Source organism: Bifidobacterium callitrichos, from assembly GCF_008698085.1.
GTDB classification, from domain to species: domain Bacteria; phylum Actinomycetota; class Actinomycetes; order Actinomycetales; family Bifidobacteriaceae; genus Bifidobacterium; species Bifidobacterium callitrichos.
In genome coordinates this window covers 786,434-803,566 of sequence record NZ_RZJP01000001.1, presented here as the reverse complement: position 1 = coordinate 803,566, position 17,133 = coordinate 786,434, and the positions used below count along the sequence as shown (strand labels likewise).

Here is a 17,133-nt window from a genome sequence, read left to right as displayed (position 1 = left end):
TCATCCTTGGCACCATGTGGTCGAGCGGCACCGGACGCTACGCGCTCGTCGTGCTCGCCCTCTGGGCGCTCGTCGCGCTCGTCTCGCTGTTCTGGACGCCACGGCCGCTGCTCGCCACCGACGGCTACCACGTCTGGGCCGCGCCGTCCGCCGACCATTGGCTCGGCACCGACGGCACCGGCGCCGACGTGCTGAGCTGGCTCATGGCCGGCTCGCGCACCAACCTCGTGATCGCCGGCCTCACCGTGATCGGCTCCGCCGCGCTGGGACTGCTGCTCGTCGGCCTCATGGTAGCCCGATCCACGGCGCTCGCCTCCGTGTCGGTCGCCGTCGTCGACGCGCTCATCTCCATTCCGACCGTGCTCATCGCCCTCCTGCTCGCGGTGCCGTTCGGCGCGTCCGCCGCGGTCGTCGTCGGCGCATGCTCGATCGCCTACGGACTGAACCTCGCGCGCGTGGCCCGGCCCGCGGCCCTGCTCGCCGCGCGGTCGCAGTATGTCGAATCGGCGCGGGCGAACGGGGCGGGCGGCTTGCGCGTGCTCGTGCAGCACATCGTGCCGAACATCACGCCGGTGCTGGCGGTGCAGCTGTCGATGTCCGCCGGGACCTCGGTGCTGGCCGAAGCGGGGCTTACGTATCTCGGCGTCGGCGTCGGCGCGGGCGTGCCCAGCTGGGGGCATTCGCTCTCCACATCGGTCAAGCTCATCAACGTGTTTCCGCTGACGGTGCTGTGGCCGGGGTTGGTGGTCACGCTCGTCGTCATCGCGTTGAACCTGTTCGGCGACGCCCTGCGCGATGCGGGCGATCCGGTCGCCAATCCTCTGCTGCGGGAGGCTTAGTGCGATGGTCGTCGGTTTGATTCGTTCTCGTTACGGCCGGGGTGAGACGGCTGACGCCGTACCGGACACGCTCAAGGCCGCTCGGCCAAGCCTACGGTCCGGTACGGCGTCACCCGCCTCACCCCTCCGTTGGGGGTGTTCGTCGCGTTTGCTGCTTGTGCCTCGGGGAGGTGTTCGATGAGTGTTTCTGTCCGTGGACTGCGGGTTGCCTTGGGCGGCGTTGAGATCGTGCATGGAGTGGATCTCGAGGTTGGCGATGGGGAGCGCGTCGGGCTGATCGGGGCGTCCGGGTCGGGCAAATCGATGATCGCCAAGGCCTTGCTGGGGTTGTTGCCACAGGGCGCTTCGCTGTGCGGCGGGATTTCGATGGGGGATGCGGAGATCCTTGGGAGTGCGAGTGGCGAGGGTAATGGCGGCGACTCGGCTCCGGCCTCCTATGCAGACGAGCGGACGCTGGCCGACCTGCGCGGGCGGTATGTGGGGACGGTGTTCCAGAACCCGGCGCGGGCGCTGAACCCGGTGATGACCGTCGCGCGGCAGATCGCACTGCCACTGCGGTTGCACTACGACCTCACGGCTGCGGAACGTGATGAACGTGTCAGGATGATGCTCGGCAAGGTCGGATTGTCCGACGACGTGCTGAACAAGCGGCCGCACGAGCTGTCGGGCGGACAGCGCCAGCGCGTCGGCATCGCGACGGCGCTGATCACCTCGCCGCGCTTCATCATCGCGGACGAGCCCACCACGGCGCTCGACTCGATCACGCAACGTCAGATCGTCGACCTGCTTGTCTCGCTCGTCGACGACGCGGGCGCCTCGATGCTGTTCATCACCCACGACTTCGCCGTGCTCTCGCGCGCCACCACACGCTGCTACGTGTTGGACGAGGGGCGTATCGTCGAATCGGGGAACACGGCCGATCTGCTCGCCGCGCCCGAAACGGCGCCCGCTCGCGAGCTCGTCACGGCCGCGCGCAGGCTGACGCTGCATGCCGACGGCACGTCGCGTGCCGATGAAGGGGGAGTCGCACAGTCATGAACGCCATGAACGTTATGAACGCCGCAGACGCAACGGCAACGCAGCAGCCGCTGCTCGCCGCACGGCACATCGACACGTCGTTCGTCGACCGCGCCATGCACCGGGGGCTGTTCGCGCACAGAACGCGCCGGCAGGTGCTGTTCGACGTGTCCGCCGAGGTGCATGCGGGGGAGTGCCTCGCCGTGATCGGCGCATCCGGATCGGGCAAGACCACGCTCACGCGCATCATGCTGGGGCTCGACACGGCCGACTCCGGCGAGATCCTCTACCGTGGGTCCGCGGTCGAACGCGGTTCGACGGGCATGCGTGCGTTGCGTGCCGAATCGTCGATCGTCTTCCAGGACCCGTATGGATCGCTCGACCCGCGCTGGACCGTCGAACGGTCGGTGTCCGAACCGCTGTGGCTGCGGCGCAAGGCGCTCGGCTACGCATTCGACGAGGTTGCCGGCAAGACCGTGCAGGCGCTGGCCCGTGTCGGTCTCGATCCACGCATGTTCCTGAACCGCTACCCGTGCGACCTGTCCGGCGGACAGGCGCAGCGCGTCGCCATCGCCCGCGCCATCGTCAACGAGCCGAAGGTGATCCTCGCCGACGAACCGATGAGCGCCATCGACGTGGCCTCGCGCGTGCAGATCCTCGAGACCCTCCAGTCGATCCTCACCGGCGAGGGCATGGACGGCGAGCGCCCCGCGCTGATCATCGTCTCGCACGATCTCGGCGTCGTACGGCACATCGCCGACCGCATCCTCGTCCTCAACGAGGGGCGTGCGGTCGAGACCGGACCCACCGAGCGGGTCCTTGACGCCCCGGAATCCGACTACACCCGCCGCCTCATCGAAGCCGCCTCGCTGTAGGCCGGCCGGGGAGAGACATGGCAACAGGTATCATCCATGTCCACGATGCGGACGGTGCGGGCCCGTGCGACACGCCCTCGCCGATGAGGGTGGTATCGTGTGAGACATGCAGATTCTCTTGTGTTGTTGTCGCTAACCGACGCCCCCGGGCGAACGGTCAGTGACGCATAACTTGAGATAGGGCATTCGGGCGCGGCGTAGCCGCATTTCACCTCGATTCGTGCGCAGCGGTTTTCAGTCGCACAAGGCTATTGGTACGTTGGGGGTATCGATAACCGGGTCTTCGGGGCAGACCAATGAGCAACAGGGCACATGGGCCACGGATCACGCATCCGGCGAACGGCCCGGAACACCGGCATCATCGGAAAACACCGGATACGATCACCGGATACGGGATCGCACCGCATCGAACGCAATCAATCTCGTCACTTTCCTTTCGTCAGGGAACGTCGGTCCGCGACACGGCATCGCACATCCATATGCCACCAATCCAATCCATCATCAACCAACCGACAACCCACCCGAACCACAAGGAAAGAGACGAACATGACCATCGCCAACAGCACCGCGGAGCTCATCGGCAACACCCCGCTCGTCAAGCTCAACCACATCCCCGCCGAGGAGGGCGTCAACGCCACCATCGCGGTCAAGATCGAATACATGAACCCCGGCGGCTCGTCCAAGGACCGCATCGCCGCGCGCATCATCGACGCGGCCGAACGCTCCGGGGAGCTCAAGCCCGGTGGCGTCATCGTCGAACCCACGTCCGGCAACACCGGAGTGGGCCTTGCGATGGTCGCCCAGCAGCGCGGCTACCGCACGATCTTCACCCTGCCGGACAAGGTCTCCGAATCCAAGCGTGCCGTGCTGCGCGCGTACGGCGCCGAAGTCGTCGTCACCCCCACCGACGCCGGCCCCGACGACCCGCGCTCCTACTACCAGGTCGCCGAACGACTCGCCAAGTCGATCCCCGGCGGATTCCGCCCCAACCAGTACGACAACCCGAACGGGCCCGCCAGCCACTACGTGACCACCGGCCCCGAGATCTGGGAGGCGACCGACGGCAAGGTCACGCACTTCGTCGCCGGCATCGGCACCGGCGGCACGATCTCCGGCACCGGCAAATATCTGAAGGAGGCCTCCGACGGCCGCGTCGTCGTCGTCGGATCCGACCCGGAGGGCTCGATCTACTCCGCACCCAGCCTCGCCGACGTGCACCAGTACGACATCGAGGGCGTGGGCGAGGACTTCTACCCGAAGGCCTACGACCGCTCCATCCCCGACGAGATCGTCAAGGCGAACGACGCCGAGGCGTTCGAGATGACCCGCAGGCTCGCCGCCGAGGAGGCGCTGCTCGTCGGCGGCTCCTCCGGCATGGCCGTCGTCAGCGCGATCAAGTACGCGAAGGAACACGACCTCGGCGCCGACCAGCTCGTCGTCGTCCTCGCCCCCGACTCCGGCCGCAGCTATCTGGAGAAGATCTTCAACGACGACTGGATGCGCGCCAACGGCTACGGTGACATCGTCGAACGCACCTCCCGGCCGTCGCTCGCCGAACAGTACCTGTGACCTTCCGCCCATAACCGACCGGATAACCGGTCATCACCAACACCGATACCGACCGGCGCCATATGCGCCGGCCATTGCCATACCCTCGACAACGTACCCAAATCCACTCATAAGCCCCAAGCGCACCACACCGAAAGGAAACCAATCACCATGTCCGCCGAATACAACGCCCAGTTCGCCGCAGCCGACATCGCCACCCGCGCCATCCACGCCGGTCAGGAGCCCGACCCCACCACCGGCGCAGTCGTCACCCCGATCTACGCCACCTCCACGTTCAAGCAGGACGGCGTGCTGGGCCTTCGTGGCGGACACGACTACTCGCGCTCCATCAACCCCACGCGCACCAGCTTCGACGAGCAGCTCGCCGCCGTCGAAGGCGCCAAGTACGCGCTCTCCTTCTCCTCCGGACTCGCCGCCATCGACGTGCTGCTGCGCTCCACCCTGAAGCCCGGCGACAGCATCCTGCTCGGCAACGACGTGTACGGCGGCACCTACCGACTGCTCGCCAAGGTGTTCGTGCCGTGGGGCGTTGGCCTCGACGTGGTCGACATCACCGATGCGAAGGCCGTCGAGGAGGCGCTCGCCGCCAAGCACTACGCGTACGTGTGGGTCGAGACCCCGTCCAACCCGCTGCTCAACATCACCGACATCGCTCTGACGGCCGAGATCGCGCACAAGTACGGCACCAAGGTCGTCGTCGACAACACGTTCGCCTCGCCCGCGCTCCAGCATCCGCTGGGCGAGGGCGCCGACGCGGTCGTCTACTCGACCACCAAGTACATCGGCGGCCACTCCGACGTGGTCGGCGGCGCCGTCGTCCTCAACGACGCCGAGGTGCGCGATGAAGTCGCCTTCCTGCAGAACGCCGCCGGCGCCGTGCCCTCCCCGTTCGACTCCTGGCTCGACATCAGGGGCCTCAAGACCCTCGCCCTGCGCGTCGAACGCCACTCCGCCAACGCGCTCAAGATCGCCCAATGGCTCGAATCCCAGCCGTCCGATGTGGTGGAACGCGTCTGGTACCCGGGCCTCGAATCCCACCCCGGCCACGAGATCGCCGCACGTCAGATGCACGGCGGATTCGGCGGCGTCGTCTCCGTGCAGCTCGCCGCCGGAGGCGAGGCGGCCAAGCGCTTCGTCGACCACACCCGCATCTTCACGCTGGCCGAATCGCTCGGCGGCGTCGAAAGCCTCATCGAGGTGCCTGCCGCCATGACCCACGCCTCCGTGGCCGGCACCACCCTGCAGGTGCCCGCCAACCTGATCCGCATCTCCGTGGGGCTGGAGAACGCGGACGACCTCATCGCCGACCTCGACCAGGCCTTCAAGGCGCTCTGAGACGCCGGCGGAGCGCCCTGCTTCCACCTGCTTCTACACTGGAAGCATGACTGAACCCACGGCGGCGCTCGACGCGCTCAAACGATACTTCGGCTACGAATCGTTCCGCCCCGGGCAGACCGCCGTGGTGAACGCGCTGCTCGGCGGGCGGGACGTACTCGCCGTCATGCCCACCGGCGCCGGCAAATCGGTGTGCTACCAGATCCCGGCCGTGCTCCTGCCCGGCGTCACCGTCGTCATCTCGCCGCTCATCTCCCTGATGCAGGACCAGGTCGACGTTCTGAACGACATAGGCCTGCCCGCCGCGTTCATCAACGGCACGCAGGCCCCCGACGAGCAGTCGATGGTGCTTGCACAGGCCGCCGCAGGCCGGGTCAAACTCCTCTACGTCGCGCCGGAGCGCCTGGAGACGCAGCGATTCAGGAACTTCGCCTCGTCCACGCCGATCTCGCTCGTGGCCGTCGACGAGGCGCACTGCGTCTCCCAATGGGGACAGGACTTCCGCTCTTCGTACCTGTCGATCGGTGAATTCATCGCCTCCCTGCCGCACCGCCCGATCGTCGGCGCGTTCACCGCCACCGCCACCGAGAAGGTCCGCTACGACGTCGTGAACCTTCTGGGGCTGCGCTCGCCGCAGGTCACCGTCACCGGCTTCGACCGGCCCAACCTCTACTTCGACGTCATCATGATGGAAGGCAAGCGCAAGGCCGCGTGGATCGCCGACTACATCGCCGCGCACGCGCAGGAGTCCGGCATCGTGTACTGCTCCACGCGCAAGGAGACCGAGTCGCTCGCCGACACGCTGAACCGTGCGGTGCCGGCGAAACTCGGGGGTGCGACCGGGGGAGTGGCGTCGGCCGGGCGTCTCGCCGTCGCCTATCACGGCGGCATGAGCGCCGACGTGCGCGCCGCCGCGCAACGCGACTTCGTCACCGACCGGGTGCAGGTCGTCGTCGCCACCAACGCGTTCGGCATGGGCATCGACAAGTCGAACGTGCGATATGTCATCCACCACAACATGCCCGAGTCGATCGAGGCGTACTATCAGGAGGCCGGTCGTGCGGGGCGCGACGGCGAACCCAGCCGGTGCACGCTGCTGTGGAACGAGTCGGACATCGTCACGCGCCGGCGCCTGCTCGACAACGACAACGAGAACGAGCGCATGACGCCCGAGGAGCAGGAGATCGCGCGGCGCAACCGCCGGCGCCTGCTCGACGGGATGATCGGCTACTGCCGCACCACCGAGTGCCTGCACCGCTACATGACCCGATACTTCGGGCAGGAGGACGGGCCGGTCGCGGGTGCGAATGGTGGTGTGTCGGCGTCCGGCAAGCCCGTCAAATGCGGGGCGTGCGCGAACTGCGAGCGTACGTTCACCACCATCGACGTGTCCGCCGTGGCCCGGGCGATCAGCCAGTGCGTGCACGACGTCGACCAGCGGGTCGGCTCCGGCAAGATCGTCAGGATCCTGCGCGGTTCGCAGGCGCAGGATCTCGCGTGGCTCAACCCGCAGAGCATGCCCACGTTCGGCATGCTCAGGGACGTGCCCGAGGCGCGCATCCGCGACGTGCTGAGCCAGATGGCCACCGACGGGTTCCTGTACATCGATGCGGGGCGTCTGCCGATCGTGAAGTTCGGACGTCGTGCGGCGGAGACGGTTTCGCCTGATTTCCGCTATGAGATCAAGCGCGTCGACCGCAGGTCTGACCACTCGTTGTCAGGAGGCGCAGGTACGGCGAGTTCGACCGTATATGGTGCCGCCGGCACGGTCGGCGGCGCTAGGGGTGGCTCTGCGACTGCGGATGTGGACGCCTGCGTGCCGAGCGACGAGGAGGACGCGCTGTTCGAGCGGCTACGCGTGTTGCGTCGCACGATCGCGCAGGAGATCGGCAAACCGCCGTACATCGTCTTCTCCGACCGCGCTCTGCGTGACATGGCGCGCATCAGGCCGGTCACCGACGCCCAGTTCCTCGCCGTCAACGGCGTGGGTGAGCGCAAGCTCGGTCAGTACGGCAAGCGATTCATGGAGGAGATCGCCGCGTTCAACGCCGCATCTTGACCGTTTGGTTGGACATGCGCCGGTACCGGACGCTGGTTATACGATATTTAGGCGGATGCTTTGGCGATTGCGCCTCCCCATCGTTCATTCCATTGGTCCGACCATGAATCGGATGATCGGATGTCATCGGCGCGCAGGGAAAGTGCTTCTGCAGCCATCAGGTTGGTCAGCAACATGCGCGAGATGTGATCGTTGGGTATGAACAGGCGCAGCCGTGTACCGGCGTCATTCCATAGAGTGCCGGTGGGGTAGACACGTCCGGCCTCCCCGTATACCGCCGCTGTTGGAGCTACATGAATCCTGAATTCCGACGAGGCTGCCGGTGTTACGATTTCCACCACATAGGCGATGCCATGTAACAGGCCCGACAATAGTTCGACGTCGACGAACGGCTTCTGATCATGTCTGGTATGGGAGATGATCATCATTGGCTGGCATCGTCCCGACGACAGCAGAAACGTCGCCAGCTCGCGAGCCTCGGCTGGCGTCGTGACCAGTGTCGGAGAGAATTTGCTTCGTAACTCACTGAGAAATGCGAGGCGGCGTACGCCGCCGTGTTCGTGCAACGCATTGAGTTTGCCACGTATCTCAAGCGCTGATCGCACATCTGGGAGCAGTTGTGAAAGTGCGTCGAATAGTTTGTCCCGATGCTGCGGTGTATCTACGAAAAACAGCGGTGCCGTCACGGAGGATAGTGATGCCGATCGTGTGGAAATCACCGGATACAATCGGGCTGCACCCTGATAAACGGCAAGATCCGCATGCCCGGATTCCATAAAGCCGCGGGTAAGCATCTCGGCGAGTTTGTCATCGGAGATGAGGACGACGTCAATGACGTGTCCCAGTGTTTCGGATAGTGCCATGGTATCGATGTCCGGTTCACGTCTGCCCGTGGCAACAGTGAGCACCAGTATTGGACGTTCGCGCGATTCGTCGTATATATATCGGATGAGATCGTTGATTTGACTCACATTTGAAATGCGATGATGGCGATTCGAGGGGAGTTGCAGCATGCTCTGTTTCCTTCCGGTCATGCCGGCGTTTGTGCGGCCGGATCCGTCGATTGCGTTCACAGGGTTCAATGACGGGAAACCGTTGTGATCGGATACGAAAAAGAGCAATGAATCGCGGACATCTACGTTTCTTCCCCCTGCAGGTGCACGGACGTAGTCGTATGGGTATACGCATGCGTCGCAAGATAAGGCTGAATGAGAATGGGGAAGGACAAGTGCCCTCATAAACGTTCAGCATGGTATCAGAAGTTCGTGACCTTGGACGTCGCAGACCATGTTGTGCCTCTTGCAAGGTTTGCATGACATTGATGTGGCCTGGTTTTTGTTCCGTGTTTTATCTCATTGATGGGAGACTAGGAACATGAGTGGTAAGACCCGTTATACGGAGGAGTTCCGGACGAAGGCGTTGAGGCTTCTGGAGGAGTCGCGCGCGAATCATTCGTCGGAGACGAGGGCTGTGGCCTCGGTCGCGCAGGGTCTGGGAGTCTCGTCCGAGACGTTGCGCAGGTGGAGGAACAAGGCCGACCGGACGGCCGGGGCCGATGCCGCGCGCGGCGCGGAGGAGACCGCGGCCGAGTTGAAGCGCCTGCGGGCGGAGAACGCCGAATTGCGCAGGGCGAACGAGATCCTGACGACGGCGTCGGCTTTTTTCGCGGCCAGGCTCGACCCGACACGGCGTTGAAGGCCGCGTACGTCGACGCGTACCGGGGCCGTTTCGGGGTCGGGCCGATCTGCAGGGTCCTGTCCGCCGGACTGGACTGCGGTTTCCTGACCGCGCGCGGCTACAGGGCGTTCAAACGCCGGCCTCCGAGCCGCATGGCGGCGAGGCATGAGGCGCTGGCGCGCGACGTCGCCGCCATCCATGACGACGAGTTCATGCGCGTGTACGGGTACCGCAAGGTATGGCATCAGCTCATCCGCCAGGGCTGGGATCCGGGGGAGGTCGGCCGCGACCAGGTCGCGCGGATCATGCGCGGGCTCGGCATCCGGGGCGTCGGCGGCGGCAGGAGACCGGTCACCACGATCCCCTCCAGGGGCAGGGGCGGCAGGCTCGACCTCGTGGGGCGCAAGTTCGAGGCGTCGGCGCCGAACCGTCTGCACGTGGCCGACATCACGTACGTGCGTTTGGCGGACGGATCGTTCGCGTACGTCGCGTTCGTCACCGACGCGTTCGCGCGTCGGATCGTGGGTTGGGCGGTCGCCGGGACGATGCGCACCGAGGACCTGCCGTTGCAGGCGCTGGAGCAGGCCGTCATGTGGGCCCGCTGCCACGGGGGCGCGGACGGGTGCGTGCACCACTCCGACCACGGGTCGCAGTACATCAGTCTCGTGTACTCCACGCACGTGGCGGACGCGGGCATGCTCCCGTCGACCGGCACGGTCGGCGACTCGTACGACAACGCGCTGGCGGAACGCACGAACAACACGTACAAACGCGAGCTGGTCTGGGTCAACAAACCCTGCCGGACGGTCGACGAACTGGAATACGCGACGATGCGGTGGGTCTCGTGGTACAACTCGAAACGACTGCACGCCTCGCTGGGCTACAGGACCCCACAGGACGTGGAGAACGAGTACTATAGACAACAAGCGGCACAAGCCGTCTCACAGTAGAGGCGGAACAAAAATCAGGCCACTTCACATAGCAATCCGACGCTACTGTGGAATCATAAGGCGTCCCATCGGGTGAGGAGGTGCGCATGATCGTAGCGGTCACGGGGCATCAGCATATTCCCGGCGTCATCATGCATGAGGTGGAGTCTGATGTACGCTCGTTGCTGCAACGTCTGCAGGGGGAGTCGGATCGAATGACCCGGGTCACTGTGATGGGCTGTCTCGCTGAAGGGGCTGATCAGATGGTCGCCCGGGTGGCCTTGGAGGAGGGACTGCATTTCGAAGCCGTGATTCCGTGCCGGAGGTATGAAAGCACGTTCGATGCGGTCGGAGCGAAATCCTACCGTGAGCTGCTTTCTCGTAGCTCGAGCAGTGTCGTATTACCGTATGATGGTCCTTCTGGTGAGGCATACATTGCCGCGGGACGTTACATGGTGAAACGGTGCGATCGGCTTATGGCGTTGTGGGACGGTCATCCGGCTGTTGCTTTGGGCGGGACCGGCGATGTAGTCGGCTATGCCCGTACGAAAGGTGTGCCGGTCGATGTTATATGGAGAATGGGGGTGCTGCACTGATGTCTGACAACGGCGTGATACGTTCCAGTGCCCGGGTGCGTCTGTCGGAGTCGTGGTTTCCGGGGGAGTGGCTGGAACCGGTGCATCCGGATATCGTACGAAGCTTTCTGCAGGACTACGGCATCGCAATGGGTAAGCTGATGACCCGTTATCTCAGAGATCAGGGAGTTGATGATGGCATAGGAGAGGATCCATCCGGTAGATCAGCCGGTGATGTGTGCGATACACCGGATTGCGAGAGCGACAACGGTCATGATCATCTCGCTCTGGGTGTGGATTTCATGAACATATGCCTGATCATCGATCAGAAACATACGTTTCCGATCCAGACCCGCAACCTTGCCCGCATCGGTTACGAGCCGGATGAAGAATCCGTAATGGAGGCAACGCTGGCGATCCAAAGCGAGTTCGACGGATTTGTCGACTTCATTGCCGGCCTGCCCGCTGACATCGATCGCCGTGAATTCGTTGTAGCCGTCGAACGGGAATATGGGTTTGACGGTGACATCGAGTCGATGACGATGCTGCGAACATTGGCGAAACGCGCCGCCGAAGAACTGGCCAAAAAGACCGTTCGTGGATGGTTCGCCGCGTCCGCCGAACCTTCCAATGCAACCAGCGAATTGATCGCACGGTGGCGGTTGGATTCACCCTCAGAGCCGTCCATGATGCTGGCCATGGCAGGAACTCCGTCATCCGACGGATATGCGTCGAAGAACCCCACCGTGCCGGAGCGTCTACGCGACGCGATGTCCTCGTGGGCACGGTGCGTGGCGGGTAATCGACGCAACACACCTCGAAGGCGAGAACAGGTACTGTCATGGTGCGTATGGCATGCCGTGCTGTCAGCGGTTTGGAAGCGTGAGCGTATGGCCTATGACGAGCATTGGCGCGGCGTCGACCAGTCCTCGCGTGACCCGCGATGCTACTGTGCGCTCGCGGATGCTATTCATGAGGATGCCGACCGTGTCGGTGTAGCCGTCGGCCGCGGCACCGATGAAGAGACCGACGATGGAGTACTTGACGGGGGACTATGGAATCAGCTGATGGCTCGCATGTTCTTCGTTCACCGTGCTGTGTCGCGCGGATACTCGCGGTGGTGCGATCTGATGCCGCCCGAGGGCGATGTCGCCCAGCTGCGGTTGGCGTGCCGGATGATTGCAGACGATCCATCATTCATTGACGTGACGTTGTTTGCTCTGTGCAATGCATTGATATATGACCGCATTGATCCGCCCTCCACGGCGCGGAAAGCGATGCGTAATCTGTTCGACTACGCATGCGTAAGCAGGATGGTCGCTTCTCCGGGCGGGGGCTCCGGTGTGAGGGAGTATGCATACGTAGGTCTGCGCAAAGCCATATGCGGATATGCCGGATACCGTGGAGAACGTCGTGAGCTCTCCGGTGCGTCGTATGAGCGATATCTTGCGATGATTGGTAAAAAATCAGACGGCGGGTCCAGAGGGAGGACATCGAAATCCGTGTGGGTCTATCCCGGTATGGCTGACTGGTATGCGACTTCGGACGCACGTGACACGATCGTCTCAGGGGTCTCCGAAGTATTGGCAGGAAACGATGCATATGAGGATGATGCTATGTCAGATGCCGTATGGCGTTTCCATCAGGCATCCGACCGCGCGGTAAGCGAATGGCTGGCATCTGAAACGGTGCATGCAACCGGACTGGATGGGCATGGACATTTCCTGTCCTATCGTGCAGCCGACCCAGTTTCACCCTATCAGGATGTCAACGCTTGGCGACTTGGCACCGCATTGGAGCGATATGAGGGAACGGTCATGTGGGGCAGCGGTAGTCGTCTTGCCAGATTGTACCGGGAACGTGGCCATCTGAGCAAACAGGGAGGTCAGGTCACTGATCGTGGTGTACGTGACTATGCGATTTCGGCGAGAGGCACCGGTGACGCCATCCAATACATAGCGTCCGTTGCTGGTTTCGGTGGACTGCTGGCCTCCGAACGAGGGGTGGAACTATTAGCGAGACTCGTCGATGCATGCGATGCGAATGGTGGCGACCGCTTTCATAAAGCCTGCTGGACTTTGATTCGGCTAGCTAGATATAAGAGACATCGCTTGACCGTGCCTTGTGGAACAGGCCGGCGCGCTGGCATGCGGTTGCTGGACGCCGCGATGGGGGCGAAGGGTAGATCGGATGGGGCTAAGGATGCATTGGTTTCGGAGCTGAAGCTTGTAAATCTGTTACGCACGTTCCACCGCATGGAAGTATCCACCGCGAAGACGATGATTTCGAACATGGAATCGCGTGACGTGGCAGACATGATCGATTTGGCCGAACACATCGTACACGATACGGCGCAGGCGGTCTGCATCAGGTTGCGCTCGGCTGGCAGAATTCCTGCGTCAGTACGGCCGACCCCATTGGACTGCATCGGCATGCACACCGGTGCATTCGTGGAAGTCGAATGTGTGTTCGGCAGGGGACTGCATGCCACGGATGAGCATGGCGCATCACGTAGAACACGGCGTGGATCATCAAACAGGGAGGTGTGTTGAGACGATGGGTGACACGACGAGCAATGTGAATGGGCATGGCCCGTGGACTGATAACGTCGTACGTCCGATCACGCCACGGCAGGTGATGTCTGGTGTGGTCGGTGGATTCGATGAGGCTCTCGCCCTCATGGTGCTTGCCGATGACTTGGCCATCGCCTACGTCAATCGGTTCCTTACCGAATACCGGCGTCGTTCCGGACATCTGCCTTATCAGTTCCAATCACGTATCGAGCGTGAACTCGTCGAACCAACCGAGGTCGGTGATTGGGATCTGAAGGTTGCGCTTGCGGCCGGTTACGGTCTGTCCGACGAGGCGTTTGACCAATTGCTCGCCGAATCCGACGATTGGGATCTGAACATTCGCATGGGTGCCGTCACATGGGACCCTGAGATGGATGTGGAGCGTCGTCCTGTGATGCTCGGTGACGAGCGAACGTCTGTTTCGCCGGAATCGGGAAAACAATCTGCTCGTTGGGACGTTGTCTTCATCTCCCAGCATTGTCGCATTTTGGTCCGTTCGGATAAGGACGGTGCAACGTTGTCTGTGCGTTGCGAGTGGCCGGATCATGACGGCAAGTACGCACTTGTCCTGCGATTCCTCGGTGGTACTGAGATCCGTATCGATGTTGTCATTGTCAGGGGAGTGTGGCGTAAAGCCGGAATCTTGAACCCAGACGGTGCCCTCCCCATCTATTGCGCGTTATCGCGTATGTAGCATCATCGTTTGTGCTGAATCTCCCAGTAGAGACGACCGAGCTCGGTCAGACGGACATACCCCTGTTCACCGGTGGAATGTCCCGAGTCTGCGTCCCATTCGGCCAGACATGCCCAGAACAGGTCTGTAGGACGGTCCGATCCATCCGCACCGCGAATGAACGCCTCGAGCAACTTTGCGTTGCGCAGATGCTTAAAGAGTTCCATATCCCGTTGCAGGTCATCCAGATCGTTCCATGTTTCGCGTCCGGTCCGCAGCACTCCTTCACGGGCGCGGGGCGACTCATGTTCGGGATGTACCGCGATGATCGCCGAGGCGGTCGAGAACCCTCGGAACACGGGAAGCTCGATATCATCGAACGATCGTATGTACTCGCGTCGATGCTGGAATGGCAGCGATAATGTCGGCACAATGCGCGCAAGCTCGTCCAATGTCAGTTCACGGCTGGAATCCACCTGCCTTAACACGGTGAGCGTGTCACTCCATGTGCGCAGCACCGGCTGCTGTCCGTCTTCTCCGAGATTCAGCATGCCGCACACCGTCGAGTGCAGGGACAACGGAGTGATAACGCCCTGCACGTCCGCGGCACCGCCTCGGAGAGCCGCCATCAGGGCGCTGGTGTACATGAGATGCGTGCCATACAGCGCCTGCGAAGCAGTGTGCTCGTCGGTGCTTGTCATCACCGTGGTGTTGCGTGGCCATTCCATGGTCGCTGCGATTCCGGAATGGCAGCAGTCAAGGATGATTGTTATGCTGCTGGCCTGTGAACGACGGGTAGCATCGCGCACGTCGCTTATGCGAATGCCTCTGCGCGTGTTGGGAGTATCATCCGGAGTCAGCAGTAGCAGGTTGGAGCCGCCGTCGATTGGAATGGCATGTCCCGTGAAGTATAACAGGGCGTCGCCTCTGCGGACGACAGCGAACAGGTCTCGTACCCGTTCTGTGAGCGCCGCTGATCCCACTTCCGGATCGATCGGATCATACTGGTCCGGTGTGGTGACGACCTCGCCTCCAAGCAGACGGAAATTCGGATTGGCGGTCCGTGGTTCATTCTCACGCAGCAAGGCGGCGAACGCCTGAGTGTCTCCGCAACAGCATGACGGCTGACGGCCTGCGTAAGACGTGTCCGCATACTCTCCGATGCCGATGAACAAGGCCAGTCGTTGCGCCATATATTGCCTCCGTTCGATTCATCCCGTTTCATCCGTTGGGGGTATGGTTCCCGAGGATAGTCGGGAACCATACCTGGAAATGATTCAGTAGGAATGATTCAGGACAGAGTCTTCTTGCCGCATGCGGAGCAGAACTTCGCATTGGCCTTTAGCTTGGTTCCACAGTATGCGCAGAACTTGAACTGTGCTTGTTCCGGATGCTCAGACATAGGCACACTTGACGGAGTTGTTATGGTCGTGGATGCCGGAGTCAGAGCCGATGTTGTCTCAGACCGGGAAATAGGCTGGGGAATCGGTCGTGGTGCGTATTGCGGTGTTGGTTGATGGGTAACCGTATCCATGACAGGCGTCGGCGCGGAGTGGAATGCTGGTGCGGGATCCGGCATCGCTGCGGAGTGCGGTGTCTGCTGCGGAGCAGGCGTGAACGCAGGACCGGATGACGCTCCGTTCAAGGGAGGCAGCTTCAGATCCTCGCGCTTGAGAAGCATGGACATCAGGTACACCTTGCCGGTCCAGCTGTCGTCCATGTTCATATTCGCCATATCAAGCAGCCAGTCGGTTGCTTTCGGGCCGAGTACCGGTTCCATGTGCTGACGTGCATTGGTTGACAGCATGTACTGTTTGGCGAAATCGGACAACCGGTACGGCAGTCCTGAGCCAAGTGTCGTTTCGATGAAGGGATACGGTTTGTACGGCTCGCCATACTTTTTAACATATTCGTCGAGGAAGAATGACTTGACCTTGGGCTCGCCATAGAGCACTGCGGCTTGAATGGCAGAATGGCAGGCATAGGCATATCCCACCGCCCACATGCAGGCCAAGGCAATAAGCGCAATGAACGCAAACAGTGTGAATAACGGCGTGTTCTGGTTACGCAGATTCTGCACACCCTCATTCACCTGATCCGGGGTCATGCCTCCCACGCCCCAGTTCTCTGCAAGTCGTCCAAGCTGTTGGTTGGCGTATTCGTAGTTGTTCGGCTGGAAAATAGTACCAGCATCATACCCTTCATAGTAGCCGGCTGGTTTCGTTCCCATCTTGATGAAGCCGATGAACCCGATGATGAACATCGCGATGAGCGGCCACTTGACCTTCGTGCAGAAGATCGTGTACAGGATCGCCATCCACTTCGAGCTGGATGGTACATGCATGCCGACGTACTTTCTATCGTGAAGATAGGGATATTGCTCGTCGTCCGTCTTGTCTGTGGTGGATTCGGAGCCGTCATTCCCGGTGGCAGTATATGGCAGCGTTGGGGATGGTGCGGCGGGTTTGAATGCCTTGAACGGTGTGGATGATGGCTGCGATGCCGGAGTCGTCGTCGTTGGATTCGATATGGTCACGGGCGACGGATCGGCGACAAGTGTCCCCTGCGGAATATCGAAGGGTTTCGCGCTCCATGCCATGACTTTGGTGTTCCATTCGCGCAGCTGTCGGAAATCCACGGTCAACTCCATCATTCTGAACGGTTCGTTCTCGATGTCCTTGCCCTTGTTCGCCCTCATGATGAATGCCATTGCAGGCATCATCAGATGGTTCTGCGGATCGTCATGCGCGGCGCGCAGAAACGCGTCGACATCATCGAAACCGTGAACGAGACGTCCTTTGTTCTCAATCCTGATAGCATAGGCCAGCAGCAGGTACTGCTTCGGAATGCCGATGGTATCCGCCATGACGAGCAGTTGATCGTTGTCGGCGTGCAGCTTGCCCTGCTGGTCGAAGGGGATCTCCACCTTCGAGTTCGGGTCGCCTGCGACGATCCGGTACATATCCACCTTGATGTCCATGAATAGTCCTTCCGTGGTAATGGTCGTATGTG

12 protein-coding genes and 1 pseudogene are annotated in these 17,133 nt (G+C 62.1%); 10 read left to right on the top strand and 3 right to left on the bottom strand.

All coding sequences use genetic code 11. The annotated features are described in order from the left end of the window. The first annotated feature begins 14 nt into the window (after nucleotides 1–14). The 6 genes from EMB92_RS03520 to EMB92_RS03495 all read left to right on the top strand — a co-directional run bounded on the left by EMB92_RS03520 (nucleotide 15) and on the right by EMB92_RS03495 (nucleotide 7,694). The gene (locus EMB92_RS03520; protein WP_395951759.1) at nucleotides 15–839 is read left to right on the top strand and encodes an ABC transporter permease; all 825 of its coding nucleotides are present in this window, start codon (nucleotides 15–17) and stop codon (nucleotides 837–839) included. Nucleotides 840–1,016: 177 nt separating this feature from the next. Further along, nucleotides 1,017–1,877 carry an ATP-binding cassette domain-containing protein gene (locus EMB92_RS03515; protein ID WP_140445170.1) on the top strand — a complete coding sequence of 287 codons (861 nt, stop codon included), beginning with the start codon at nucleotides 1,017–1,019 and terminating at the stop codon, nucleotides 1,875–1,877. Nucleotides 1,878–1,891: 14 nt separating this feature from the next. Then, nucleotides 1,892–2,731, top strand: a complete 840-nt coding sequence (locus EMB92_RS03510; protein WP_150393943.1) for an ABC transporter ATP-binding protein — start codon at nucleotides 1,892–1,894, stop codon at nucleotides 2,729–2,731. A 546-nt stretch (nucleotides 2,732–3,277) separates the two neighbouring features. Continuing rightward, nucleotides 3,278–4,300 carry a pyridoxal-phosphate dependent enzyme gene (locus tag EMB92_RS03505; protein WP_140445169.1) on the top strand — a complete coding sequence of 341 codons (1,023 nt, stop codon included), beginning with the start codon at nucleotides 3,278–3,280 and terminating at the stop codon, nucleotides 4,298–4,300. 150 nt (nucleotides 4,301–4,450) lie between these two features. Then, nucleotides 4,451–5,635 (top strand): cystathionine gamma-synthase, encoded by a 1,185-nt coding sequence (locus tag EMB92_RS03500; RefSeq protein ID WP_043166841.1) that lies wholly within the window; start codon nucleotides 4,451–4,453, stop codon nucleotides 5,633–5,635. A 46-nt stretch (nucleotides 5,636–5,681) separates the two neighbouring features. Beyond that, the gene (locus tag EMB92_RS03495) at nucleotides 5,682–7,694 is read left to right on the top strand and encodes a RecQ family ATP-dependent DNA helicase (protein ID WP_150393770.1); all 2,013 of its coding nucleotides are present in this window, start codon (nucleotides 5,682–5,684) and stop codon (nucleotides 7,692–7,694) included. Nucleotides 7,695–7,741: 47 nt separating this feature from the next. Here the strand turns inward: EMB92_RS03495 and EMB92_RS03490 are convergent, their stop codons facing one another. After that, the gene (locus EMB92_RS03490) at nucleotides 7,742–8,707 is read right to left on the bottom strand and encodes a hypothetical protein (RefSeq protein ID WP_150393769.1); all 966 of its coding nucleotides are present in this window, start codon (nucleotides 8,705–8,707) and stop codon (nucleotides 7,742–7,744) included. A gap of 361 nt (nucleotides 8,708–9,068) precedes the next feature. Between EMB92_RS03490 and EMB92_RS03485 the strand changes: the two are divergent. From EMB92_RS03485 to EMB92_RS03470, 4 genes and pseudogenes are all read left to right on the top strand, one after another. After that, a pseudogene (locus EMB92_RS03485) lies at nucleotides 9,069–10,290 on the top strand (IS3 family transposase). Nucleotides 10,291–10,407: 117 nt separating this feature from the next. Continuing rightward, nucleotides 10,408–10,896, top strand: a complete 489-nt coding sequence (locus EMB92_RS03480) for a hypothetical protein (protein WP_150393768.1) — start codon at nucleotides 10,408–10,410, stop codon at nucleotides 10,894–10,896. Next, nucleotides 10,896–13,427 carry a hypothetical protein gene (locus tag EMB92_RS03475; RefSeq protein WP_150393767.1) on the top strand — a complete coding sequence of 844 codons (2,532 nt, stop codon included), beginning with the start codon at nucleotides 10,896–10,898 and terminating at the stop codon, nucleotides 13,425–13,427. Before EMB92_RS03480 ends, EMB92_RS03475 begins: the two co-directional genes overlap by 1 nt. Before the next feature lie 4 nt (nucleotides 13,428–13,431). Beyond that, nucleotides 13,432–14,142: a hypothetical protein gene (locus tag EMB92_RS03470; RefSeq protein ID WP_150393766.1), complete on the top strand. Its 711-nt coding sequence runs from the start codon at nucleotides 13,432–13,434 to the stop codon at nucleotides 14,140–14,142. 2 nt (nucleotides 14,143–14,144) lie between these two features. On the opposite strand, the gene EMB92_RS03465 is transcribed toward EMB92_RS03470, so the two are convergent. Together EMB92_RS03465 and EMB92_RS03460 are read right to left on the bottom strand one after the other, a co-directional pair. Beyond that, nucleotides 14,145–15,314, bottom strand: coding sequence for a caspase family protein (locus EMB92_RS03465; RefSeq protein ID WP_150393765.1), 1,170 nt, complete (start codon nucleotides 15,312–15,314; stop codon nucleotides 14,145–14,147). Nucleotides 15,315–15,412: 98 nt separating this feature from the next. Beyond that, nucleotides 15,413–17,101 carry a zinc ribbon domain-containing protein gene (locus EMB92_RS03460; RefSeq protein ID WP_150393764.1) on the bottom strand — a complete coding sequence of 563 codons (1,689 nt, stop codon included), beginning with the start codon at nucleotides 17,099–17,101 and terminating at the stop codon, nucleotides 15,413–15,415. Nucleotides 17,102–17,133 lie beyond the last annotated feature (32 nt).

Coding starts and splice junctions, on each gene's coding strand:
- EMB92_RS03520 (WP_395951759.1), top strand. CDS start 15: ATGTGGTCGAGCGGCACCGGACGCTACGCGCTCGTCGTGCTCGCCCTC.
- EMB92_RS03515 (WP_140445170.1), top strand. CDS start 1,017: ATGAGTGTTTCTGTCCGTGGACTGCGGGTTGCCTTGGGCGGCGTTGAG.
- EMB92_RS03510 (WP_150393943.1), top strand. CDS start 1,892: ATGAACGCCGCAGACGCAACGGCAACGCAGCAGCCGCTGCTCGCCGCA.
- EMB92_RS03505 (WP_140445169.1), top strand. CDS start 3,278: ATGACCATCGCCAACAGCACCGCGGAGCTCATCGGCAACACCCCGCTC.
- EMB92_RS03500 (WP_043166841.1), top strand. CDS start 4,451: ATGTCCGCCGAATACAACGCCCAGTTCGCCGCAGCCGACATCGCCACC.
- EMB92_RS03495 (WP_150393770.1), top strand. CDS start 5,682: ATGACTGAACCCACGGCGGCGCTCGACGCGCTCAAACGATACTTCGGC.
- EMB92_RS03490 (WP_150393769.1), bottom strand. CDS start 8,707: ATGCTGCAACTCCCCTCGAATCGCCATCATCGCATTTCAAATGTGAGT.
- EMB92_RS03480 (WP_150393768.1), top strand. CDS start 10,408: ATGATCGTAGCGGTCACGGGGCATCAGCATATTCCCGGCGTCATCATG.
- EMB92_RS03475 (WP_150393767.1), top strand. CDS start 10,896: ATGTCTGACAACGGCGTGATACGTTCCAGTGCCCGGGTGCGTCTGTCG.
- EMB92_RS03470 (WP_150393766.1), top strand. CDS start 13,432: ATGGGTGACACGACGAGCAATGTGAATGGGCATGGCCCGTGGACTGAT.
- EMB92_RS03465 (WP_150393765.1), bottom strand. CDS start 15,314: ATGGCGCAACGACTGGCCTTGTTCATCGGCATCGGAGAGTATGCGGAC.
- EMB92_RS03460 (WP_150393764.1), bottom strand. CDS start 17,101: ATGGACATCAAGGTGGATATGTACCGGATCGTCGCAGGCGACCCGAAC.